17 protein-coding genes are annotated in these 23,162 nt (G+C 72.5%); 12 read left to right on the top strand and 5 right to left on the bottom strand.

Going from position 1 to position 23,162, the window contains the following annotated elements:
• Positions 1-51: 51 nt before the first annotated feature.
• The 3 genes from FS641_RS04195 to FS641_RS04185 form a co-directional block, all read right to left on the bottom strand.
• Positions 52-345: a hypothetical protein gene (locus FS641_RS04195; RefSeq protein ID WP_144760408.1), complete on the bottom strand. Its 294-nt coding sequence runs from the start codon at positions 343-345 to the stop codon at positions 52-54.
• Positions 346-419: 74 nt separating this feature from the next.
• Positions 420-854: an ester cyclase gene (locus FS641_RS04190; RefSeq protein ID WP_144760405.1), complete on the bottom strand. Its 435-nt coding sequence runs from the start codon at positions 852-854 to the stop codon at positions 420-422.
• Positions 855-1,002: 148 nt separating this feature from the next.
• Entirely contained in the window at positions 1,003-2,628 is a 1,626-nt protein-coding gene (locus tag FS641_RS04185) for an ATP-dependent DNA helicase RecQ (protein ID WP_144760402.1), read from the bottom strand.
• Between the two features lie 176 nt (positions 2,629-2,804).
• On the opposite strand from FS641_RS04185, the gene sucC reads away from it, so the two are divergent.
• The 8 genes from sucC (at position 2,805) to FS641_RS04140 (ending at position 14,359) form a co-directional block, all read left to right on the top strand.
• Positions 2,805-3,974: an ADP-forming succinate--CoA ligase subunit beta gene (sucC, locus tag FS641_RS04180; protein ID WP_144760399.1), complete on the top strand. Its 1,170-nt coding sequence runs from the start codon at positions 2,805-2,807 to the stop codon at positions 3,972-3,974.
• An 11-nt stretch (positions 3,975-3,985) separates the two neighbouring features.
• Positions 3,986-4,873 carry a succinate--CoA ligase subunit alpha gene (sucD, locus tag FS641_RS04175; RefSeq protein ID WP_144760396.1) on the top strand — a complete coding sequence of 296 codons (888 nt, stop codon included), beginning with the start codon at positions 3,986-3,988 and terminating at the stop codon, positions 4,871-4,873.
• A 95-nt stretch (positions 4,874-4,968) separates the two neighbouring features.
• The gene (locus FS641_RS04170; RefSeq protein ID WP_144760393.1) at positions 4,969-7,020 is read left to right on the top strand and encodes a DUF6350 family protein; all 2,052 of its coding nucleotides are present in this window, start codon (positions 4,969-4,971) and stop codon (positions 7,018-7,020) included.
• A 29-nt stretch (positions 7,021-7,049) separates the two neighbouring features.
• Positions 7,050-7,643 (top strand): phosphoribosylglycinamide formyltransferase, encoded by a 594-nt coding sequence (gene purN / locus FS641_RS04165; protein WP_144760390.1) that lies wholly within the window; start codon positions 7,050-7,052, stop codon positions 7,641-7,643.
• Positions 7,640-9,262, top strand: a complete 1,623-nt coding sequence (gene purH / locus FS641_RS04160; RefSeq protein ID WP_144760387.1) for a bifunctional phosphoribosylaminoimidazolecarboxamide formyltransferase/IMP cyclohydrolase — start codon at positions 7,640-7,642, stop codon at positions 9,260-9,262. The genes purN and purH overlap by 4 nt, the downstream gene beginning before the upstream one ends.
• Before the next feature lie 812 nt (positions 9,263-10,074).
• Positions 10,075-11,883 carry an ABC transporter ATP-binding protein gene (locus FS641_RS04150; protein WP_144760382.1) on the top strand — a complete coding sequence of 603 codons (1,809 nt, stop codon included), beginning with the start codon at positions 10,075-10,077 and terminating at the stop codon, positions 11,881-11,883.
• Positions 11,884-11,948: 65 nt separating this feature from the next.
• Positions 11,949-13,805 carry an ABC transporter ATP-binding protein gene (locus tag FS641_RS04145; protein WP_260855704.1) on the top strand — a complete coding sequence of 619 codons (1,857 nt, stop codon included), beginning with the start codon at positions 11,949-11,951 and terminating at the stop codon, positions 13,803-13,805.
• 128 nt (positions 13,806-13,933) lie between these two features.
• On the top strand, positions 13,934-14,359 hold the full coding sequence (locus FS641_RS04140) for a DUF805 domain-containing protein (RefSeq protein WP_144760379.1): 426 nt from the start codon (positions 13,934-13,936) through the stop codon (positions 14,357-14,359).
• Here FS641_RS04140 and FS641_RS04135 read toward each other — a convergent pair.
• Positions 14,356-14,682 (bottom strand): MGMT family protein, encoded by a 327-nt coding sequence (locus FS641_RS04135; RefSeq protein WP_144760376.1) that lies wholly within the window; start codon positions 14,680-14,682, stop codon positions 14,356-14,358. The two genes, FS641_RS04140 and FS641_RS04135, sit on opposite strands and share 4 nt — an antisense overlap.
• A complete protein-coding gene (locus FS641_RS04130) occupies positions 14,682-15,134 on the bottom strand; it encodes a GNAT family N-acetyltransferase (protein WP_144760373.1) in 453 nt (150 codons plus the stop codon). Before FS641_RS04130 ends, FS641_RS04135 begins: the two co-directional genes overlap by 1 nt.
• 107 nt (positions 15,135-15,241) lie before the next feature.
• Between FS641_RS04130 and FS641_RS04125 the strand changes: the two genes are divergently transcribed.
• From FS641_RS04125 to FS641_RS04110, 4 genes are all read left to right on the top strand, one after another.
• On the top strand, positions 15,242-16,489 hold the full coding sequence (locus FS641_RS04125) for an ROK family transcriptional regulator (protein ID WP_144760370.1): 1,248 nt from the start codon (positions 15,242-15,244) through the stop codon (positions 16,487-16,489).
• Between the two features lie 154 nt (positions 16,490-16,643).
• Entirely contained in the window at positions 16,644-18,896 is a 2,253-nt protein-coding gene (locus FS641_RS04120) for a lamin tail domain-containing protein (protein ID WP_144760367.1), read from the top strand.
• Positions 18,897-18,993: 97 nt separating this feature from the next.
• A complete protein-coding gene (locus tag FS641_RS04115) occupies positions 18,994-19,824 on the top strand; it encodes a PhzF family phenazine biosynthesis protein (RefSeq protein WP_144760364.1) in 831 nt (276 codons plus the stop codon).
• 142 nt (positions 19,825-19,966) lie between these two features.
• A complete protein-coding gene (locus FS641_RS04110) occupies positions 19,967-22,975 on the top strand; it encodes a glycoside hydrolase family 38 C-terminal domain-containing protein (RefSeq protein WP_144760361.1) in 3,009 nt (1,002 codons plus the stop codon).
• The last annotated feature ends 187 nt before the right edge of the window (positions 22,976-23,162 follow it).

Below are 23,162 nucleotides of genomic sequence, written 5' to 3'. Positions count from 1 at the left end.
TCCGTGGGCCCACCGTCGTCCCGCGACCCGGGCGGCCGCGCTGCGAGCGGATCAGAGCGGCTTCGTCCCGAGGTCGTTCCCGAGGTCGGGACGCTCGGTGTCGTCGTCGTGCTCCCACAGGTCGGGGGAGCCCTCGCGAGGCGCGCCGCCGGTGGGGCCGTCGTCGGTGCCGTCGCCCGGCTGGGGCTCGACGGTCTCGCCGGCCACGGCGTCGTTCGTGACGGTCTCCTGCGCCGCGTCGTCCTCGTCGACCTCGTACGGGCCGACGTGCTCGCGGTCGACGTCGTCGTCGCGGCGCTGCTGCGAGTCGAAGTCGTCGACGGGGCTGATGCCGGGATCGCTCATGGTGGTGCTCCTTTGTGTGGTGGGGGTCGTGGTCAGGTGCTCGACGTCAGGCGCTCGACGTCAGGCTTTCGACGTCAGGCGCTGACGAACTTCGTGTCGGGCTCGCCGAGGTGCAGCTGTTCGGCGATGCCCTGCTCGTCGGTGGCGCCCCAGCGCTCGGCGATCTTGCCGTCGCGGAACTTCGACACCTGGATGCCGCGCACCTCGAACGACCGACCGGTCGGCTCGTGCCCCTGGAACGGGCCGGTGTGCGTCCCGCGGATGGTGAAGACCGCCGTGATGAAGTCGTCCGTCACGACGAGCGGGTCCGGCGTGAGGGACAGGTCGGGGAACGCCGTCGTGAACTGCGTCCAGAAGTCGACGATGCCCGCGAGACCAGGTCCCTGGTCGGGCGCCGGGTCGTGGTCGACGACGTCCTCTGCCCAGACCTCGGAGAAGCGGTCGAAGGCCCGCGCCTCCAGGATCTCGCCGAGTCGTTCCTGTGCCTGCTGGTTCTGTTCCGCGCTCATCCGCGCTCCTTCCGTGGGGGTCCATGTGTACGCCGTCGGGCTCGGGAGCAGCCCAGCTCGTCCGCAGTCTCGTGGTGAGCCCGGTCGTCGGACGCGCACTTCGGACGTGCTGCCGATCGTGCTCTCATACGCGCTGTCGGGCGTGCTGTCAGACGCGCTCGAGGAGGTGTCGCTGCTCGACGTCGGCGATCGCGAGCGTGCGGTAGCCGGCGGACTCGAAGAACACGGTCATCCGGTCGTCCTCGGTGCTCATCACCGTGCCGCGGCCCCACTCGGCGTGCTCGACGTCGGCGTTCGGCGGCCACTCCTCGTCGCGAGCGCCGTCGACGGTGTGCGTCTGCTCCGCGGTGCCCGCGGTGCACGTGTCGCAGTTGCCGCACGGCTCCGGCATCTCGTCGCCGAAGTACCCGAGCAGGAACTGCCGACGGCACCCACCGGTCTCGGCGAGCTGTCGCATCATCGCGATCCGGGACTCCTCGACCCGCTCACGCTCGTGCGCTCGCTCCTTCGCACGGTCCACCGCTGCCGCGGCGTCGTCGGGGACCCCGGGCGCGCGGGCCACGCCGTCCCGCCCGTCCACCAGGACGCCGGCCTCGATGAGCGCGTTCGTGGCGCGTCCGGCGGTCCGACCGGCCAGTTGCGATGCCGACGCGAGTTCGGCGCGGTCGATGCTGCCCGTCGCGGGGACGGCCCCGAAGACGGCACGCAGCGATGCCGGGCGCGGGGACCCGGAGGCGAAGAACCGGCGGAGGCCGAGGTCCTCCGCCCGGTAGTGCAGCGTCGCGAGCGCGGCGTCGCCGTCACGGCCGGCGCGACCGACCTCCTGGTAGTAGGCGTCGACCGACTCCGGGACGTCTGCGTGCACGACGAAACGGACGTCGGCCTTGTCGATCCCCATGCCGAACGCGCTCGTGGCGACGACCACCTCGATCGAGCCGTCGTGGAAGCCGGTGAGGACCTCCTCGCGGTCGACGACCCGGAGACCCGCGTGGTACGGCCGCGCGACGCGTCCGTTCTCGACGAGCTCGTCGGCGTAGACGAGCGTCTCGGCGCGGGTCGCGACGTAGACGATGCCGGTCCCCTCGAGCCCGGCGACCTGGGCGACGACGGCCTCCCGCTTCGCCTCGGCGTCCTCGTGGCGGCGCACCTCGAGGCGGAGCTCCGGCCGGTCGAACCCGGTCGCCAGCACGAAGGGGTCCCGCATGGCGAGGCGTTCCACGATGTCGTCCCGCACGGGTCCGGGACCCGTCGCGGTGAGCGCCAGCACCGGCGGGTGTCCGAGGCGCTCGATGGCCTCGCCGAGTGCCAGGTAGTCGGGCCGGAAGTCGTGGCCCCACGAGGAGACGCAGTGGGCCTCGTCGACGGTGACGAGTCCGACACCGACCTGCTGCAGACGCTCGAGCACGTCCGGCTTGGCGAGCTGCTCCGGGGCGAGGAAGACGTACCGCACCTCGCCGGCGTCGATCGCGTCCCACGCCTCGGTGAGGTCGCGAGCACGCTTGGTGGCGTTCACGGTGACGGCGCGCGGGGCGTCGGGGTGCTCGGCGAGCCCGACGACCTGGTCCTCCTGCAGCGCGACGAGCGGGGAGACGACGAGGACGACGGCGTCGAGCGCCAACCCGGCGACCTGGTAGATCGCAGACTTGCCCGAGCCGGTCGGCATGACGGCGACGGCGTCGCGGCCGTCGAGGACGGCGTCGATCACGGTCTGCTGGTCGGCGTGGAGCTGCCAGCCGAACACGTCGGCGGCGCGGGTGAGGAGTTCCTGGTGCACCGGACCACCGTGCCGGGCGCTCCCTGGTGAGGTGCACGGAGAGTGCGTCCCCCGGACTTCGCGGCGCTAGGCTCGGTGTCGGCCGTTGTCTCGACATCGAGCGACCCTCGATGGAGAGTGCTGCGACCGCGTGGAACCGATGCCGATCGCACGAACCGTGCGGGAAGAAGAACAGCGTGGATCTTTTCGAGTACCAGGCCAGGGACCTCTTCGAGTCCTACGGCGTCCCTGTGCTGCAGGGCATCATCGCCGACACCCCAGAGCAGGCGAAGGCAGCGGCCGAGCAGATCGGCGGCGTGGTCGTCGTCAAGGCCCAGGTGAAGGTCGGTGGCCGCGGCAAGGCCGGCGGCGTCAAGGTCGCGAAGACCCCCGACGAGGCGTTCGAGCACGCGCAGGCGATCCTCGGCCTCGACATCAAGGGCCACACGGTCCAGCGCGTCATGGTCGCGCAGGGAGCCGACATCGCCGAGGAGTTCTACTTCTCCGTGCTGCTCGACCGCGCCAACCGCTCGTACCTCTCGCTCGTCAGCGTCGAGGGCGGCATGGAGATCGAGCAGCTCGCGGTCGAGAAGCCCGAGGCGCTCGCCCGCGTCGAGGTGAACCCCCTGACCGGGATCAACCAGGAGGCCGGCGAGGCGATCGCACGGCAGGCCGGGTTCCCGGACGAGCTCGTCGAGCAGGTCGCGGGCGTGTTCGTGAAGCTCTACGACGTCTTCGCCGGCGAGGACGCCACCCTGGTCGAGGTGAACCCGCTCGTCCGCACCGGCGACGGGCAGATCCTGGCGCTCGACGGCAAGGTCTCGCTCGACGAGAACGCCGACTTCCGCCACGACGCGCACAAGCAGCTCGAGGACACCGCCAGCGAGGACCCGCTCGAGGCGAAGGCGAAGGCCCACGGCCTCAACTACGTCAAGCTCGACGGCGAGGTCGGCGTGATCGGCAACGGCGCCGGGCTCGTCATGTCGACGCTCGACGTCGTCGCGTACGCCGGTGAGCGTCACGGCGGCGTGAAGCCCGCGAACTTCCTCGACATCGGCGGTGGCGCCTCGGCCGAGGTCATGGCCAACGGCCTCGACGTCATCCTCGGCGACCCGCAGGTCAAGAGCGTGTTCGTGAACGTCTTCGGCGGGATCACCGCCTGTGACGCCGTCGCGAACGGCATCGTCGCCGCCCTCGGCATCCTCGGCGACGCGGCCACCAAGCCGCTCGTCGTGCGCCTGGACGGCAACAACGTGGACGAGGGTCGTCGGATCCTGGCGGAGGCAGCGCACCCGCTGGTCACCGTCGCCGCGACCATGGACGACGCGGCCGAGAAGGCCGCCGAACTCGCCGCTGCAGCGGCCTGAAGGGACTGACCATGTCGATCTTCCTCACCAAGGACTCCAAGGTCATCGTCCAGGGCATCACCGGCGGCGAGGGCACCAAGCACACCGCGCTCATGCTCAAGGCCGGCACCCAGGTCGTCGGCGGCGTGAACGCCCGCAAGGCCGGCACGACCGTCACCCACGGCGACGTCGAGCTCCCCGTCTTCGGCTCGGTCCGCGAGGCCATCGACACCACCGGTGCCGACGTCTCGATCGTCTTCGTGCCGCCGGCGTTCGCGAAGGACGCCGTGATGGAGGCCATCGACGCCGAGATCCCGCTCGTCGTCGTCATCACCGAGGGCATCCCGGTGCAGGACTCCGCCGCGTTCTGGGCACACGCCAAGGCGCTCGGCGGGAAGACCCGGATCATCGGGCCGAACTGCCCCGGCATCATCACCCCGGGGGAGTCGCTCGTCGGCATCACCCCCGCGACGATCACCGGCAAGGGGCCGATCGGCCTCGTGTCGAAGTCGGGCACCCTGACCTACCAGATGATGTACGAGCTGCGGGACCTCGGCTTCTCGACCGCCATCGGCATCGGCGGCGACCCGGTCATCGGCACGACGCACATCGACGCGCTCGCCGCGTTCGAGGCCGACCCCGAGACCGAGGCCATCGTCATGATCGGCGAGATCGGCGGTGACGCCGAGGAGCGTGCGGCCGACTACATCAAGGCGCACGTCACGAAGCCGGTCGTCGGGTACGTCGCCGGCTTCACCGCGCCGGAGGGCAAGACGATGGGCCACGCCGGCGCGATCGTGTCCGGTTCGGCGGGCACGGCCGAGGCCAAGAAGCAGGCGCTCGAGGCCGCCGGCGTCAAGGTCGGCAAGACGCCGTCCGAGACGGCCGCGCTGCTGCGCGAGGTGGTCGCCGCTCGCTGAGCGGCACACGGCTGACCGGACTGCCAGGAGGCTCGGCGCGGGTTCCGCGCCGAGCCTCCCGTTGTTCCCGTGGCTCGGCACGTATCCTCGCTGCGATGAACCGCCTGGGAACCGCTCTGCTCGCCGCCGTCGAGGCGATCGTGACGGTCGGCGTGGGCGTGGGGATCGCGCTCGTGCCGCTGACGCTGCTGTGGGGGTTCGAGTACGGCCTGCAGGTCGACTGGGACGTCTTCTGGAAGGCCGCGGGCAGCGTCTGGCTCGTCGGGCACGGCGTCGACGTGACCTTCGTCCTCGGCTCCGCCGCCGCGAAGGCCTCCGGTGTCAGCGGCGCCGGCGCCCCGATCGCGGTGACGCTCGCGGCGCTCGGGTTCGCGGTCGTCACGGCCTGGCTCGGCGGCCGCGCGGGACGGCGCTTCGCCGAGACCGACCACCGCGTCACGGGAGTGCTCGTCGGCACCGGGGTGGTCGCCGTCCTCGGGCTCGGACTCGCGCTGTCCTCGACCTCCGCCGCCTCGCACCCCACCGTCTGGCAGGCCGTGGTCTTCCCGGCGCTGTGGTTCGGGATCCCGGCGCTCGTCGCCGCCGAGGTCACCCGTCGACGCCGGTCGCTCGCGGCGGACCGGGTCACCGCGCGGGTCGTGGCCCTGGCCGACCGGGTGCCCGCCGTCTGGCGCGCCGTGATCGGCTTCGGGTTCCGCGCGGGCACGGCCGCGTCGGCGATGGTCGTCGCGGTGGCCGCCGTCGTCGTCGGCTTCGTCCTCCTCGGGTCCTTCGCCGAGGTCATCACGCTCTACGAACGCTCGCACGCCGGAGTCGTCGGCGGTATCTCGCTGACGATCGGGCAGCTCGCGTTCCTCCCCGACTTCATCGGCTGGGCGACCGCGTGGCTCGTCGGACCCGGGTTCTCGATCGGCACCGGTTCGAGTGTGTCCCCGATCGGCACGACCCTCGGCCCCATCCCCGCCCTCCCCGTGTTCGGCGCGCTGCCCGCGGCCGGCCACACCTTCGGACTGCTCTGGGTGCTCGTGCCGGTCCTCGCCGGGTTCGCCGCCGGCGGCCTGCTCCGGCCTCGGCTCGTCCGTGCGCTCGGGACCGCCGACAGCGCGCTGTTCCGCGCCGCCGGCGGGCTCGCGACCGGCATCGTCGCCGGCATCGCGACCGGGCTCGTCGCCTGGCTGTCCTCCGGGTCGTTCGGACCGGGGCGGCTCGCGGACGTCGGGCCGGACGCGCTCGCCGTCGGTGCCCTCGCCGCACTCGAGGTGGGTGTCCCGGCGATCGTCGCGCTCGCGGTCGGACAGGACCTCGTCCGGATGCCCGAGCGCACCTGGCAGCGGGAGCGCTGGCACGAGACCGAGGACGACACCGCCGAGTCCGTCGAGCAGGCGGGTTCGCTGCTCGACGCGCTCGACCGCGCCGGTGCCGGTCGGACGACGGACGTGCACCGCTTCGTGGTGACCGAGGCGCACGACGCCCCTGCCCGCGCCGGAGCGACGGCTGCCCCGACTCCGTCGGACGACGTGACCGAGCCGATCGCGGACGACGTGCGCGTCGTGACGGACGCGGCACGAGCCTCCCGTCCGGCGCCGTCCGCGCCGACCGGACCGGAACGCGACGCCGATGCGGACGTCGAACTGCCCGAGTGGGCGCGCACCGGAGCGGTCGGGGCTCCGATGACCGAGCCCGCGTCGCCGTCGACGACCGGACGACGCGGCGGGAGCATCCGCGACCGCCTCCGGGACGCGGCGGACGGGGTGCGCGACCGGACCGACGGACTCCGTGCGCGCGCCGGCGGCCTCCGCGACCGTGCCGGGGACCTGCGCGACCGGGTGACCGGTGCGGACGCCGAGCGGCCGGACGCTGCACGGCCGGACGCGGTGCGGTCGGACGCAGCGCGGTCGGATGCGGCACGGTCGGCCCAGCCGGGCACCGTGCGCGATGAGCGGCCCCGTGAAGCGGCCGCCGCCGGCCTCGGGGACGAACAGCCGGCGTTCCCCTGGAGCACCGAGGAGTTCGTCGCCGGACGCGACGACGAGCCGGCCGACCCGGCACCCGCCACGCCGCCGACCCGCCCACGCTGGGACGCCACCGACCAGGTCGCCGACGAGGACCTGCCCTGGTGGCGCCGGTCCGAGGACGACCGAACGTAGCGACGCACCGCCGCCGGTAGGCTTGTCGCGTGCTCGAACTGGTGGTCCTGATCTCCGGTACCGGATCGAATCTCCGGGCCCTGCTCGAAGCGACCCGGGACGCCGAGTACCCGGCCCGCGTCGTCGCCATCGGGGCCGATCGCGACGCCGACGGGCTCGGACTCGGCGAGGAGTACGCGATCCCGACCTTCACGGTCCCGTTCTCGCGCTACGCGTCCCGTGCCGAGTGGGGGCAGGCGCTCGCCGAGCAGATCCGCCCGTGGTCGCCCGACCTGCTCGTGCTGTCCGGCTTGATGCGGCTGCTGCCGCCGGCCGTGGTGTCCGAGTTCGGGCCGGCGATCATCAACACGCACCCCGCCTACCTGCCCGAGTTCCCCGGGGCGCACGGTGTCCGGGACGCCCTCGCTGCCGGCGTCGAACAGACCGGTGCCAGCGTGATCCAGGTCGACGACGGGGTCGACAGCGGGCCGATCCTCGCGCAGGAGCGGGTCCCCGTGCTGCCGGGGGACTCCGAGTCGACACTGCACGACCGCATCAAGCCGGTCGAACGCCGCCTCCTCATCCAGACCGTCCTCGACATCGCCAACGGCACCACCGACCTGAAGGGCACCACGAGCGCATGAGCGTGCACGCAGCCGACCCCAGCCTGTACCGCGACCGGGACGTCGTGCCCGTGCGCCGAGCACTCATCTCGGTGAGCGACAAGTCCGGCCTGCTCGAGCTCGCCGGGGCCCTCGCCGACGCCGGGGTCGAGATCGTCTCGACCGGCTCCACCGCGCAGGCGATCCGCGATGCCGGGTACGCCGTGACCGACGTCGCCAGCGTCACGGGCTTCCCCGAGTCGCTCGACGGCCGCGTGAAGACCCTGCACCCGTCGGTGCACGCGGGACTCCTCGCCGACCTGCGGCTGGAGTCGCACGAGCAGCAGCTCGCCGACCTCGGCATCGAGCCCTTCCAGCTCGTCGTCGTCAACCTGTACCCGTTCGTCGAGACGGTGGCGTCCGGCGCCGACACCGCCACCGTGGTCGAGAACGTCGACATCGGTGGCCCGGCGATGGTCCGAGCCTCGGCGAAGAACCACCCGAACGTCGCCATCGTCGTGTCGCCGGCGTCCTACGCCGAGGTGGTCGAGGCCGTCCGTGCGGGCGGGACGTCGCTCGAGCTCCGGAAGCGCCTCGCCGCCCAGGCCTTCGCGCACACCGCCGCGTACGACGGCGCCGTGGCCGCGTACTTCGCGTCGGACGTCGTCGCCGCGGACACCCACCGGGACATCGAGACGCCGGGGTCGTTCGAACCCTCCCTCGCGCTCAGCGCGGACCTCGCGGCGACGCTCCGCTACGGCGAGAACGCGCACCAGGCGGCGGCGCTGTACACCGCCGACGACGGCACGGGCATCGCGCAGGCGACGCAGCTGCACGGCAAGGAGATGTCGTACAACAACTACGTCGACGCGGACGCCGCCGTGCGCGCCGCGTTCGACTTCGACGAGCCGGCCGTGGCGATCATCAAGCACGCGAACCCGTGCGGCATCGCCGTGGGCGCGCCCGACGCCGCGGACCCGATCGCGTCCGCCCACGCGGCCGCGCACGCCTGCGACCCGCTGTCGGCGTTCGGTGGGGTCATCGCCGCGAACCGTCCGGTCACGCTGGCGATGGCCGAGACGGTGGCGGACATCTTCACCGAGGTGGTCGTCGCCCCCGGCTTCGAGCCCGAGGCGCTCGAGCTCCTCGCCCGCAAGAAGAACATCCGCCTGCTCACGCTCCCCGCAGACTTCGCACTCGCCGCGCGCGAGGTGAAGCAGATCTCCGGTGGGTTCCTCGTGCAGGACGCCGACCGCTTCACGGCCTTCGACCAGTCCACCTGGGACCTGGTGTCCGGCGAGCCCGCCGACGACCAGACCCTGGCGGACCTGGCGTTCGCGTGGAAGGCGTCGCGTGCGGTCAAGTCGAACGGGATCCTGCTCGCGAACGCCGGCGCCTCGGTGGGTGTCGGGATGGGGCAGGTCAACCGCGTCGACTCGTGCCACCTCGCCGTGAATCGCGCCGGGGACCGCGCTGCCGGTTCGGTCGCGGCGTCCGACGCGTTCTTCCCCTTCGCCGACGGGCTGCAGGTGCTCCTCGACGCCGGGGTCCGTGCGGTGGCGCAGCCGGGGGGCAGCGTCCGGGACGACGAGGTGATCGCCGCCGCGACGGCCGCCGGCGTGACGATGTACTTCACCGGCGAGCGGCACTTCTTCCACTGAGGCTGAGCCTGAGCCGGGGCCTGGGCCTGAGCCTGAGCCGGGGCCTGGGCCGGGGCCTGGGCCGCGTGGGGACGGGGCGGGGGTCTCTCCGAGGTTCCACAACTCGCCGCTCATGTCCGCCGAGGTTCCACGAATGCCCGGTTGCGAGCCCCGAGATGCCGCAATTACGGAACCTCGGGGTGGCAGCCCGCGGTACCTCGGGGTGGGGCCTTGCGGAACCTCGGGGTGGCACCCTGCGGAACCTCGCGGTGCGGCCTCGCGGGCGGGCACTTCGTCCAACGAACGGAAGAAATCTCGCGAACCCCATTGCGCGCTGTGAGTTGCTGCGAATAGTCTGTAAGGCTCCGCGGCAGGCACGCCGACGGCTCCCAGGAGTCGGCGGCACCGCGGACACAACGGTGACGACGACGACGACTGGAGTGACGATGGACACGACGACCGGAACAGTGGCGACGGCTGCCCGGGCAGGTCGCGTGTGGATCGTGGGGACCACTCCCGCACCGCGAACCGGCCGAGCTCGATCCGTTCGAGCACGATCCGACCGGGCCGCGGCCGCCGCCTAGCCAGGCCGCTCCCACGGCCCCGCGGCGCCGAGCAAGTCCGGCGCCCGCGAACCACCCGCTGAGAACCCGGGGGACGAGTGTCCCTCGGTGCCCTCCGGCCCGACCGACGTCACACGCGTGACGGCGGTGGCGCGCGACCACGCGCCCGGCCGACGACGACCACGCAACGCAGCACCGAGCCTCCAGGCCCGGTCCGAGCACACCACGGACCGACCTGCCGGTCTCGGCAGACGCATGAGGACGCAACGCATGTCCAAGTCGCCCACCACGGCGCGCCCGTCCACCTTCCGCGCGATCGCGCGGATCTACCCCTACGTGAAGCCCTACCAGGGCCGCCTCATCGCCGGCATGGCCGCGGCGATGGGTGCCTCCCTGGTCGCGCTCGCCATCCCGTACGTCCTGCAGTGGCTCGTCGACGGCCCGCTGTCCTCGAAGGACGACGCCCAGATCTGGCCGGCCGGCCTCGGCGTGCTCGCCCTCGGCGTGCTCGAGGCGTTCTTCATCGCCTCGCGCCGCCGCATGGTGATGCGCCCGTCGACCCGCATCGAGACGAGCATGCGCAACGCGCTGTACGCCAAGCTGCAGGACCTGCCCGTCGCCTTCCACGACCGCTGGGAGTCCGGGCAGCTGCTGTCCCGCTCGGTGTCCGACCTGTCGCTGATCCGCCGCTGGCTGGCGTTCGGCGTCGTGCTGCTCGTGGTGAACATCGTCACGATCATCGTCGGCTTCGTCGTGCTGTTCACCTTCGGGTGGCTGCTCGGCCTGATCTTCCTCGTCGCGTCGATCCCGCTCTGGATCAACGGCCTGCTGTTCGAGCGGAAGTACTCCGTCGTCGCTCGTCGCAGCCAGGACCAGGTGGGCGACCTCGCGACGAGCGTCGAGCAGTCGGTGCACGGCATCCGCGTGCTCAAGGCCTTCGGTCGCGGCGGCCACAAGCTCGCGGAGTTCAGCGAGCAGGCCGAGGCGCTCCGCGGCACCGAGATCCAGAAGGCCAAGGCCATCGCGAGCATCTGGCTGTGGCTGCTGCTCATGCCGGACGTCGCCTTCGCGCTCTGTCTGCTCGCCGGCATCTGGCTCGCCAGCCAGGGGCAGCTGAGCGTCGGGCAGCTCTTCGCGTTCTTCGCGACGGCGACGGTGCTGCGCTTCCCGATCGAGTCGATCGGGTTCTTCCTGTCGATGACGTTCGACACCCGCACGGCGGTCGACCGGTTCTTCGAGGTGATGGACTCCGAGAACACCATCACGGACCCGGAGCACCCGAAGACGATCGCCGAGCCGCACGGTGCGCTGTCGTTCAACGCGGTGCACTTCCGCTACCAGGACTCGCCGCCGCAGTACCCGGACCTCGTGAACGGGGTGGAGCTCCAGCTGCAGCCGGGCGAGACGATGGCACTGGTCGGGCTGACCGGGTCCGGCAAGACGACGCTGCTCTCGCTCGTGCCGCGCCTGTACGACGTGACCGGCGGGTCGGTGACGATCGACGGCGTCGACATCCGCGACCTCACCCGCGAGGAGCTCCGCCGCCACGTCGGTGTCGCCTTCGAGGACGCCACCCTGTTCTCGACGACCGTGCGCGAGAACGTCCTGCTCGGACGTCCGGACGTCACCGGAGCGGAGGCCGACGCCCTCATGCGCGAGGCCCTCGACATCGCCCAGGCCTCGTTCGTGGACGACCTGCCCGACGGCGTGGAGACCCGCGTCGGCGAAGAGGGACTCTCGCTGTCCGGTGGACAGCGGCAGCGCCTCGCACTCGCCCGCGCGATCGCGGCGCGGCCGTCGGTCCTCGTGCTCGACGACCCGCTGTCCGCGCTCGACGTCGACACCGAGGCGCGGGTCGAGGCCGGCCTCCGCCGGGTCCTCGCCGACACCACGTCGCTCATCGTCGCGCACCGTCCGTCCACCGTCACGCTGGCCGACCGGGTCGCGCTCATGGAGAACGGCGTCATCACCGCCGTCGGCACCCACTCGGAGCTGATGGCCACCAACGAGCACTACCGCTACGTCATCTCGTCGCTCGACGACGACGACGTCACCGCCCGAGAGGAGGCGATGGCATGAGCCAGCAGGGAGAGACCGACCGCCTGGTCGAGACGACGGACCGGCCTGGAGGCCCGGATCCCGAGATGCAGGACCCCGCGGCTGCGCAGGCTGCCGCACCCGTCACCGCGTCGATCACCACCCTCGGCGTGCGCGGCGAGGAGCGCGAGGACTTCACCAAGGCCGAGAGCAAGCGCCTGCGGCGCCGGTCCCTCGCCCTCCTCGGGTCGCTCGCGGCGCCGCTGAAGCTGCGCCTCGTGCTGCTCGGGTTCGTCGTGGTGGTCTCGACCGGCGGACAGGTCGCAGGTCCGGCGCTCATCGCGTGGGGCATCGACAACGCCCTGCCCGACGTCCTCGACCGGAACGACTGGATGCCGGCGTTCGCCGTCGTCGCGACGTACGTCGTCGTGGCGATCGCGGGCGCGGTCCTCACCGCCTGGTACACGGTGCTGGCGGCTCGGATCAGCCAGGCGATCCTGTTCGACCTCCGCAAGCGCGTGTTCCTGCACACGCAGCGGCTCTCGCTCGAGTTCCACGAGACGTACACGTCCGGCCGGATCATCTCCCGCCAGACGAGTGACCTCGACTCGATCCGTGAGCTGCTCGACTCCGGGCTGAACCAGCTCATCCAGGGCGTGCTGTACATGGCGTTCACGGCGATCGCGCTCGTGTCGCTCGACCCGACCTCCGGGCTCGTGCTCGCGGTGTCGCTCGTGCCGCTGTGGTTCCTGATCCGCTGGTTCCAGACGAACTCGCAGACCCTGTTCCGCTCCACCCGTGTCACCTCGGCCCGGGTGATCGTGCACTTCGTCGAGACGATGACGGGCATCAGGGCCGTGCAGGCCTTCCGCAAGGAGTCCCGCAACCGGGACGAGTACGGCGGGTACGTCGAGGACTACCGCGTGGCGAACACGAAGGTGTTCAACCTGTTCGGGACGTTCGACCCGGTGCTCGTGCTGATCGGCAACGCGACGCTCGCCGCCGTGGTCATCGTCGGTGGGTTCCGGGTCGTCGGGGGGACGCTCGAGGTCGGCGCGCTGCTCGCGGTCGCGCTGTACGCCAAGCGGTTCTTCGACCCGGCGCAGGAACTCGCGATGTTCTACAACGGGTACCAGTCGGCGTCGGCGGCGATGGAGAAGATCTCCGGCGTCCTCGAGGAACGGCCGAGCGTGCCGGAGCCGGCGAAGCCCACCCGACTCGCGGACGCCCACGGGAAGATGGACTTCGACGGCGTCGAGTTCGCCTACAACAAGGGCAAGGTCGTCCTGCCCGAGTTCGACCTGCACATCCCGGCCGGACAGACGATCGCCCTCGTCGGGTCCACCGGTGCGGGGAAGTCGACGCTCGCCAAGCTCATGGCGCGCTTCTACGACCCCACGCGGGGTTCCGTGCGGCTCGACGGCGTGGACCTCCGTGACCTCGACCCGCGGGACATGCGCCGTGCGATCGTCATGGTCACGCAGGAGGCGTACCTGTTCTCCGGCACGGTCGCGGACAACATCGCCCTCGGCAAGCCCGGGGCGGAGCGTCACGAGATCGAGGCGGCGGCGAAGGCCGTCGGCGCGCACGAGTTCATCATGGCGCTGCCCGACGGGTACGACACCGACGTGAACAAGCGCGGTGGCCGCGTGTCGGCGGGGCAGCGACAGCTGCTCTCGTTCGCGCGGGCGTTCATCGCGGACCCGAAGGTGCTCATCCTCGACGAGGCGACGGCGTCGCTCGACATCCCGTCCGAGCGGCTCGTGCAGGAGGGCCTCGAGACCCTGCTCGCCGACCGCACGGCCGTGATCATCGCGCACCGGCTCTCCACCGTGGCGATCGCCCACCGGGTGCTCGTCATGGAGTACGGCCGGATCGTCGAGGACGGCACGCCGGACGACCTCATCGCCGGCACCGGGCGGTTCGCCCAGCTGCACGCGGCCTGGCGCGACTCGCTCGTCTAGCGCCCCCACCGGCATCGCACCCCGGCGACGGACATCGCGCCCCGTCCCGACGGGGCGCGATGTCCGTCTCCGGGCGCGTGTCCCGTGTCCGGCCGTGATCGGCAGGGCGCGCGTGGTTGGCTGGGCGGATGACCAACGACAGTCCGCAGCCCGGCGGTGTGGCCCTCGGCGACCCCTTCTACGGCGCACCGTTCACCGAGGCCGTCCGCCGGTTCTGGCGGAAGTACACCAGGTTCACCGGGCGGGCGTCCCGCTCCGAGTTCTGGTGGTGGTGGATCACCTCGTTCGCGATCGGGCTCGTGCTGCAGCTCGTGCCGCAGGTCTTCACGCCGGACACCCCGATGCTCGAGAACCCGGTCGGCTCGTACCTCTTCGTGCTCTGGGTCGTCGCCACGCTCGTCGGTTCCCTCGCGCTCGGCGCCCGACGGCTGCACGACGCGAACCTGTCCGGCTTCTGGCAGTTCCTGCACGTGATCCCCGGCATCGGGTCGCTCGTGCTCTTCGTGATGTTCCTGCTGTCGGCGAACCCGAAGGGCGCGCGCTTCGACGGCTAGTCCAGCGGGTCGTCCGTCTCCGGCGACCAGCGCGCCCGACGCATGTCGAGCCTCCAGGCCGTCCGGCCCCACGTCAGGGGCGTGCCCTCGGCGCGGTACTGCGCCAGTGCACGCTCCTCGTGGCCGAGCGGCGGCAGCCCACCGGACCGGACCACACGCCACCACGGCAGGTCGGCACCCTCGTGGGCCATGACCTTGCCGACCGCACGCGACGCGCGGGAGCCGAGCACGGCGGCGACGTCGCCGTACGTCATCGCGCGTCCCGGCGGGATCGACCGGACGACCTCCGCGACGGCGGCGCCGAAGTCCGCGGGGTCCGACACTACAGGGTCAGCACCGCGAAGTGGTCGCCGTACCGGGTCTCGCGCACGACGTCGAAGCCGACGGCGCGGAAGAACGCCTCCGGGCTGCCCTCACCCGGCTCGTACACGACGGTGAGGCGTTCGAAGCCGCGGCTCCGCGCCTCGTCCGCGAGCCCGTGCACGGCGAACCGGCCGACCCCGCGACCCTGCGCCGTGGCGGCGACGTTGACGCGCCAGATGCAGGCCTGCAGCTCTTCCTCCGGGTTCTCGGCGTCGAAGCTGCCGATGATGAGCCCGACCACCTCGTCCCCGTCGAGGACGACCCTCGGCCACGCCGCACTCGGCTTGACGTCGGACTCGGCGACGCCGTAGGTCGTGGGCTGCACGAACTGCTCCTGACCCGGCTTGAGCGTCAGGGAGTTGGCCGCGGCGGCGGTCGACGCGGAGAGTTCTTCGAGGCGGAGGTCCGTCATGCGGTCAGGCTAACGGTGGTACCCGTGCGGGGGCCAGTGCGCGGGGCGCCGGGGAGCGCGGGACCCGCGCGGGCATCGGGCGCGGCCGGGAGCGGTATGGTCCAGACATGGCGGATCACCGGCGCGGCGCGAACCTGCCGTCGATCGGCGGGTTCAACCGCACGGTCGTGCTCGACGCCATCCGTCGTTCCCCCGAGGGGTTGAGCCGGGTGGAGCTCGCCGGACGGACCGGACTCAGCGCACAGACGGTGTCGAACGTCACGCGGTTCCTCATCGACGCGGGCATGATCGTCGAGTCCGGCACGGTCGTGTCCGGGCGTGGGAAGCCCCGGACGATCCTGCGGCTCGAACCGGGCAGCCGGTTCGCCGTGGGCGTGCACGTCGACCCCGCCGTCGTCACCTACGTGCTGCTCGACCTCGCGGGCACGGTCGTCGCCTCGACCACCACGTCGACCCCGACCGCCGACGACCCGGAGCAGGTGGTGCGGACGATGGCATCGGCGGTCGACCGTCTCGTCGTCGACGCGGAGGTCGACCGGGACGCGGTGCTCGGCCTCGGGATCGCCAGCCCCGGCCCGATCGACATCGACGCCGGCATCGTCGTCGACCCGCCGTTCCTGCCGCGGTGGCGGGACGTGCCCCTCCGCGACGCGCTCGGTGCGGCGACCGGGCACCCGGTGCTCCTGGAGAAGGACGTCACGGCGGCCGCGGTCGGTGAGATGTTCCTGGCCGGTGAGGCGTCGACGCGGAACTTCGCGTTCGTGTACTTCGGCACCGGGTTCGGCGTCGGGCTCGTGCTCGACCACGAGCCCGTGCGCGGGACCGGTGCGAACGCGGGCGACGCGGGACACCTCATGGTCGACCAGGGGGCGCTCGCCGGCACCCGGGACGGCAGCGGGGACCGGGGCGAGGTCGGAGCCGCCGTCTCCCCGGCGCGACTCGTGCGGGTCGCCGCCGAACGGGGACTCGACCTCGGCGCAGCGGCGGACGTGGGCGCGGAGGACGTCGACCGGGCGTGGGACGCGCTCGCCGAGGCCATCGCGACCGGGGACCCGACGGCGCTCGAGCTCGCCGCGGACGCCGGCACGGTGATGGGGCGGGCCGTCGTGCTCATCGTGAACCTGCTCGACATCGACCGGGTCGTCTTCGGCGGCCCGTTCTGGTCGCGGATCTCGGACGCCGCGCTGCCGGCGGCCCGTGCGGCGATCACGGGCTCGCCGCTGCTCGTGCCGAAGCACCCCGTCACGGTGGTGGCGAGCGACCGCGGGACGGACGTGGCCGCGGTCGGTGCCGCGTGTCTCGTGCTCGACGCCGCGCTGTCACCGCGGGCGAGCGCGCTGCTCATCCGGCACTGACCCGGCGCGGGCTGCAGCGGCGCCGGGATCGGCACCGTCGTCGGCGCGGGTGGCGGAGGCGACGACACCGGTCGTTCACCGTCGCGTCACCGTGCGGACGCCGGGGTGCTGAACGATCGTGCAGGTCCGCCTCGTCCCGCTCGGAGGATCCTGCATGCCCACCCCAGTCCAGCGCATCGGTGCCGCTGCCGCGACCTGCGCCGTGCTCGTCGCCGGTGTCCTCGCCAGCGGGCCCGCCGCCGCGTCCGCCGCGCCCGACGCGGAGACCAGCGCGCCCGCCGCCACGTCCGACGTCGAGACCAGCGCGCCCGCCGCGTCCGCCGCGGAGACGAGCACTGCGCCCGCCGCCGCTGACCCGGCCGCCGTCGCCCCGACCCCGACAGCGGAACCGACCTCGACAGCGGGACCGGGGGCCGCAGCGGTGCCCGCAGCGGCCCCCGCCGCAGCCGCCCCCGCCGGGCTCGTCATCAACGAGGTCGAGTCGAACGGCGACGACGTCGACTGGGTGGAGCTGAAGAACACCTCGGCGGTCGCGATCGACATCAGCGGGTTCTCGATGCTCGACGACAGCGACGCACACACTCCGTACGTGCTGCCGACGGGCTCGGTCGTCGCACCGGGTGGGTGGTTCGTGCTGAACCAGAAGTCGACGACAGCGCCCGGGTTCGACTTCGGTCTGGGCAACCCCGACGAGGTCCGGATCTTCGACCGTTCCGGCGCACTCGTCCTCGACCACGCCTACCAGGACCACGCGGCGGTCACCGACGGCCGCTGCCCGGACGGCTCCGGCGCGTTCGTCGACACGACGCGCTCGACCAAGGGTGCCGCGAACGACTGCTCCTCGCCGGTGCGCATCAACGAGGTCGAGTCGCAGGACGGCACACCGGGCGACTGGGTCGAGCTGACGAACACCGGCACGACCGCGGTGGACCTCGGCGGCTACGTCCTGAAGGACAGCGAGGACGACCACGCCTACCGCATCCCGGCGGGCACGACCGTCGCTCCCGGCGGCTTCACCGTGCTCGACGAGTCGGCCTTCGGCTTCGGACTCGGCAAGGCCGACGCCGTCCGCCTGTTCGACCCGAACGGCACCCAGGTCGACGGGTACTCGTGGACGGCACACGCAGCCACGACCTACGGCCGCAACCCCGACGGCACCGGCGACTTCGCCGAGACCGCTGCGCCGACCAAGGGCGCCGCGAACCGCTTCGCCGGCGTCGTGACGGCCGAGGCGTGGCCGGGCAGCCCGGACGAGACCGCGCTCGACGCCGAGGACACCTTCTCCGTCGACCTCAGCGGCCTCGACTGGCAGTCCTCGTCCACCGCTCCCGGTGGGGGCGTCCTCTGGGGCGTGCAGAACGGCGACGGCCTGCTCTACCGCATCGTCTCCGACGGCAGGGGCGGCTGGGCGCCCGCGAACACCGCGGGCACCGAGCTGCACTACGCCGACGGTTCCGGCACGCCGGACGCCGAGGGGGTGACGGTGACCGGCGACGATCCCGGTGCGGTCTACGTCTCGACCGAGCGCGACAACGACGTGTCGTCGACGAGCCGACCCGCGGTCCTCCGCTTCGCCACGCAGGACGGGTCCGAGTCGGCCCTGGACGCCACCGACGAGTGGGACCTGGCTGCGGACTTCCCGGGCCTCGGCGCGAACGCCGGCCTGGAGGGCGTCACCTGGATCCCGGACTCCTGGCTCACCGCGCAGGGCTTCGTCGACGAGCACACCGGTGCCGCCTACGCGCCGTCGAGCTACCCCGGGCACGGTGCCGGTCTGTTCTTCGTCGGCGTCGAGGGCACCGCGAGCACGTACGGCTACGCCCTGATGGACGACGGCTCGTTCCAGCGCGTCGCCACGATCGCGTCGCCGTTCGCGGTCGTCGCCGAGGTGCAGTTCGACCCCACGCTCGACGCGCTCTGGGTCGTCTGCGACGACGCCTGTTCCGGCCGCACGGCGCTGTACACGATCCAGGACGGTGTCTTCACGCTCGACACCGTGTACGAGGCGCCGGCGAACGCGGACCGCGCGCTCGCCAACGAGGGCTTCGCGATCACCGACGGCAGCGTCGACGGCGTCCGCCGGACGTTCTACGCGGACGACAACGACACCGACGGCTCCTCGCTGCGTGCGGGCACCTTCCCGGGGACGGACGATGCGGGCACCGACCCGACGGAGCCGGGGACCGACCCGACCGGTCCGGCCGCCGGCACCGGTCCGCAGCAGGGTGGCGGCACCACGCCGGTCCTGCCCACCGCGGTCGGTGACCGTGGCGGTGCCACCGCGCGTCCGGGGGCGCTCGCGTACACCGGTGCAGACCTCGGCGGCGCCGTCGTCGCAGCACTGCTGCTCCTCGCAGCGGGGGCCGGTGTGCTCGTCGCACGCCGCCGCCGCGCCAGCGCCGCGTAGGCGGTCACCGGTCGGGAGGCGCGGTGTCGGCCGGCACCGCGCCTCCCGTCCCACGTCGGGAGCGGTTCCGACCCCGGCGGCGTGGGACCCTGGACGCATGCAGCCAGAGGTCCTCCGCTACACCGCGTTCGCCGCCGAGCCCGGCGGCGGCAACCCCGCCGGCATCGTGCTCGACGCCGCGGAGCTCGACGCCGTGACGATGCAGGCCGTCGCGGCCGAGGTCGGGTACCCGGAGACCGTGTTCGTCACCGGATGGACCGACGACGGTCCCCGCGTCCGCTACTTCTCCCCGGCCGCCGAGGTCCCGTTCTGCGGCCACGCGACCGTCGCCCTCGCGGTGGCGCTCGCCGAGCGGCACGGCACAGGTCCGCGGGTCTTCGCGACCGCGGCGGGGGCGATCGCGCTCGACACGGTCGTGGACGAGCACGGCGATGTCGAGGTGGCGATGACGAGCGTCGAGCCCGACGTCCGGCCCTTCGACGCGGCACCGCTGCTGCACCTGCTCGGGCTGACGACGGACGACGTCGCCGCGGGGTACCCGTTGCTGGAGTCCTTCGCCGGCAACCGGCACCCGGTCGTGGTCCTCGCCGACGCCGAGCTGTTCCACCAGTTCCGGTTCGACCCGGTCGCGCTCGCCGAGCTCAAGCGCGAGCGCGGGTGGGCGGGGACCGTCACCGTGCTCCACCCGACCTGCCCGGGGGAGTACGAGGCGCGCAACCTCTTCCCGGCCGGCCGCATCACGGAGGACCCCGCGACCGGGTCGGCGGCAGCCTCCACCGGCGCCTACCTGCGCGCGATCGGCCGTGCGGCGGCGGGGGACCGGATCGTCATCCGCCAGGGCCGGCACGTCGGACGTCCGAGCATCCTGCTCGTCGACGTGCCGGCGTCCGGCGGCATCACCGTGCGGGGCGGCGCGACTCCGATCTGAACCGCGCCCGGTCGCGACTCCTCCCCGGGCTGGCCACCTTCCGCCGTTCTCCACCGATCGGCCGACGACCCTTGACAACAAATAAGTCAATACGGTGGAGTAACCGGGGGTGTGACAACGACGACGCCCCTGGAGGAAGACCATGCACAAGGACGAACCCCTCGTCGAGGCACGCATCGCCCGCCTCGTCCGCGACCGCATCGACCCCGCGGTGTACCGGCGGACCGCGCCCGTCACGGTCGAGGCCTGGGAGGTGCCGGACGAGCCGGTCCCCGTCGACGTCGCCCTCACCCAGGACTTCACGCCGTTCACCATCGGGGACCCGTGGGGCGGCCGGCCGTGGGGCACGACGTGGTTCCGGATCACGGGCACCGTGCCCGAGGACTTCGGCACCGCCGACGGCACCACCGCCGAGCTGCACGTCGACCTCGGGTTCTCGGGCCGACACCCGGGGTTCCAGGCGGAGGGGTTGGCGTTCCGGCCGGACGGCACGACGATCAAGGCCATCCAGCCGTGGAACAACGCGGTCCCGCTGCAGGTGGCGCCCGGGGAGTCGTTCGAGCTCTACGTCGAGGCCGGCGCCAACCCGGACATCGGTGGCGACTCCTTCCAGGGTGCGACCCCGCTCGGGTCCCGGTCGACCGCGGGCGACGAGCCGATCTACCGGCTCACGGCGGTCGAGGTGGCCGAGCGCGACGACACCGTCTGGGAGCTGCAGCAGGACGTCTGGGTCCTGCGCGGGCTGATGGCCGAGCTGCCGACCGACGGCACCCGCGGCGCCGACGTCCTCCGGGCGCTCGAACGGGCAGCTGATGCCCTCGACCCCGACGACGTCGCCGGGACCGCCGCGGACGCCAGGGCGGCGCTGGCGCCGGCGCTCGCCGTGCCCGCATCCGGGGCCGCACACCGCGCGATCGCCGTCGGACACGCCCACATCGACTCCGCGTGGCTCTGGCCGGTGCGGGAGACCAAGCGCAAGTGCGCCAGGACGTTCTCGAACGTGCTCGACCTGATGGACCGCGACCCGGAGTTCACCTTCGCGTGCTCCTCCGCGCAGCAGTACGCCTGGATCCGCGACGAGTACCCCTCGATCTTCGCGCGCATCAAGGAGCGGGTCGCCGAGGGGCGGTGGATCCCCGTCGGCGGGATGTGGGTCGAGTCCGACACGAACCTCCCGGGTGGCGAGGCGCTCGCCCGGCAGTTCGTCGCGGGCAAGCGGTTCTTCCTCGAGGAGTTCGGGGTGGACACGCCGGAGGCCTGGCTGCCGGACTCGTTCGGGTACACCGGGGCACTCCCGCAGATCGTCCGCGCCGCCGGCTCGAAGTGGTTCGTCACGCAGAAGCCGTCGTGGAACGAGACCAACGTCATCCCGCACACCTCGTTCCACTGGGAGGGCATCGACGGCTCGCGCATCCTGACGCACCTGCCGCCGGCGGACACCTACAACTCCGACGTCTCGCCGGCGGACCTGCACCGCGGCGAGCGACAGAACAAGGAGCGCGGCACCGCGAACACGTCGATGCTGCTCTACGGCTTCGGGGACGGCGGCGGCGGCCCCACGCGCGAGATGCTCGCCGCGGCCCACCGCCAGCACGACCTCGACGGCTCGCCGCGGGTCGACCTCGGCACCCCGGCACAGGTCTTCGAGGAGCTCGAGCGTGCGCTCCCGGTCCCCGGCGTGTGGTCCGGTGAGATGTACCTCGAGTTCCACCGCGGGACCTACACGTCGCAGATCCGGACCAAGCAGGGCAACCGCCGGTCCGAGCACCTCCTCCGCGAGGCCGAGCTCTGGGCGGCGACGGCAGCCGTGCGACTCGGTGCGGAGTACCCGTACGCGGAACTCGAGGACGCGTGGCACACGGTGCTGCTCCAGCAGTTCCACGACATCCTGCCCGGGTCCTCCATCGCCTGGGTGTACGAGAACGCCGAGGAGAACTACGCCAGGGTCGCCGAGGTGCTCGAGGGACTGATCGGCACCGCGACGTCGGCGCTCGCCGGCGGCGCAGCCGACGGCTCCGTCGTCCAGTTCAACGCCTCGCCCGTCTCCGCGGGTAGCGCAACCGCCCTGGGTGGTTCCGTCGTCGTGTCCACGGAGGCCGTGCCTCCCGTCCGCTCGGGCGACCACCTGGTCTTCGACACCGGCGTCGTCACGGCGACCATCGATGCTGCCGGCCACGTCGTGTCGTTCGTCGAGCGGGCGACGGGCCGCGACGCCATCGCTCCGGGCGCCGCCGCCGCGGAGTACACGCTGTTCCGGGACACCCCGAACCAGTGGGAGGCGTGGGACATCGACCGCGCCTACCAGCGCAACGGCAACCCGCTCACCGCGTCGAGCGTCGAGATCGAGGGGGACACCGTCGTGGTCGTGCGGTCGGTGGGTTCGTCGACCGTGACGACCCGCTACTCGGCCGTTGCCGGACAGCCGGAGCTGACCGTCGAGACCGAGGTCGACTGGCACGAGCAGCAGAAGCTCCTCAAGCTCGCGTTCCCGCTCGACCTCAAGGCCGACCAGGCCTCGAGCGAGATCCAGTTCGGGCACATCGACCGACCGACGCACCAGAACACCTCGTGGGACTTCGCCCGCTTCGAGACGAGCGCGCACCGCTGGGTGCACGTCGCCGAGCCCGGGTTCGGCGTCGCCGTGGCGAACGACTCCACCTACGGGCACGACATCACCCGGGCGACCCGGGCCGACGGTGGCACGACGACCGTCGTCCGCGAGTCGCTCCTGCGCGGGCCGACGTTCCCCGACCCGCACGCCGACCAGGGGCACCACGTGTTCCGCACGGTGCTGCGTGTGGGGGCGTCGGTGCTCGACGCCGCCGACTCCGGCTACCGGCTCAACCTGCCGGTGCGGTCGGTCGCGGGGTCCGCGACCGTCGAGCCGCTCGTGCGGGTCTCGTCGCCGCAGGTGTTCGTCGAGGCCGTGAAGCTCGCCGAGGACCGTTCCGGTGACGTCGTCGTGCGCCTGTACGAGGCGCTCGGCGGCCGGGCGACGGACGTGGCGGTGGACTTCGGCTTCGACGTCGCCTCGGTGACCGAGGTCGACCTGCTGGAGCGCCCGCTGACGGGCTCGTGGGACGCCGGGGACCCCGTCGTCCTGACGCTCCGGCCGTTCGAGATCGTCACGCTGCGGGTGCGGCGGGCGTAGAGACCGCGACGCCGGACGGGCACGGGTGCGTCCGTCCGGCATCGTGTCGCGCGGAGTGGCAGCTCCGTGCGCAGGTCCCCGCGTGGGGCGGGTCGCCGGTTCTGGGGAGAGGGCCGGCGGCCGACCCGCGCGTCGGGGGTCGAACCGTCCGGAGGCGGTCGGGTCGCCCGACCACCTCCGGACGTTC

The organism is Curtobacterium sp. 9128, assembly GCF_007673775.1.
GTDB lineage: Bacteria > Actinomycetota > Actinomycetes > Actinomycetales > Microbacteriaceae > Curtobacterium.
This window is presented reverse-complemented; position numbering and strand designations above follow the sequence as displayed.

Coding starts and splice junctions, on each gene's coding strand:
- FS641_RS04195 (WP_144760408.1), bottom strand. CDS start 345: ATGAGCGATCCCGGCATCAGCCCCGTCGACGACTTCGACTCGCAGCAG.
- FS641_RS04190 (WP_144760405.1), bottom strand. CDS start 854: ATGAGCGCGGAACAGAACCAGCAGGCACAGGAACGACTCGGCGAGATC.
- sucD (WP_144760396.1), top strand. CDS start 3,986: ATGTCGATCTTCCTCACCAAGGACTCCAAGGTCATCGTCCAGGGCATC.
- FS641_RS04170 (WP_144760393.1), top strand. CDS start 4,969: ATGAACCGCCTGGGAACCGCTCTGCTCGCCGCCGTCGAGGCGATCGTG.
- purH (WP_144760387.1), top strand. CDS start 7,640: ATGAGCGTGCACGCAGCCGACCCCAGCCTGTACCGCGACCGGGACGTC.
- FS641_RS04150 (WP_144760382.1), top strand. CDS start 10,075: ATGTCCAAGTCGCCCACCACGGCGCGCCCGTCCACCTTCCGCGCGATC.
- FS641_RS04145 (WP_260855704.1), top strand. CDS start 11,949: ATGCAGGACCCCGCGGCTGCGCAGGCTGCCGCACCCGTCACCGCGTCG.
- FS641_RS04140 (WP_144760379.1), top strand. CDS start 13,934: ATGACCAACGACAGTCCGCAGCCCGGCGGTGTGGCCCTCGGCGACCCC.
- FS641_RS04130 (WP_144760373.1), bottom strand. CDS start 15,134: ATGACGGACCTCCGCCTCGAAGAACTCTCCGCGTCGACCGCCGCCGCG.
- FS641_RS04125 (WP_144760370.1), top strand. CDS start 15,242: ATGGCGGATCACCGGCGCGGCGCGAACCTGCCGTCGATCGGCGGGTTC.
- FS641_RS04120 (WP_144760367.1), top strand. CDS start 16,644: ATGCCCACCCCAGTCCAGCGCATCGGTGCCGCTGCCGCGACCTGCGCC.
- FS641_RS04115 (WP_144760364.1), top strand. CDS start 18,994: ATGCAGCCAGAGGTCCTCCGCTACACCGCGTTCGCCGCCGAGCCCGGC.
- FS641_RS04110 (WP_144760361.1), top strand. CDS start 19,967: ATGCACAAGGACGAACCCCTCGTCGAGGCACGCATCGCCCGCCTCGTC.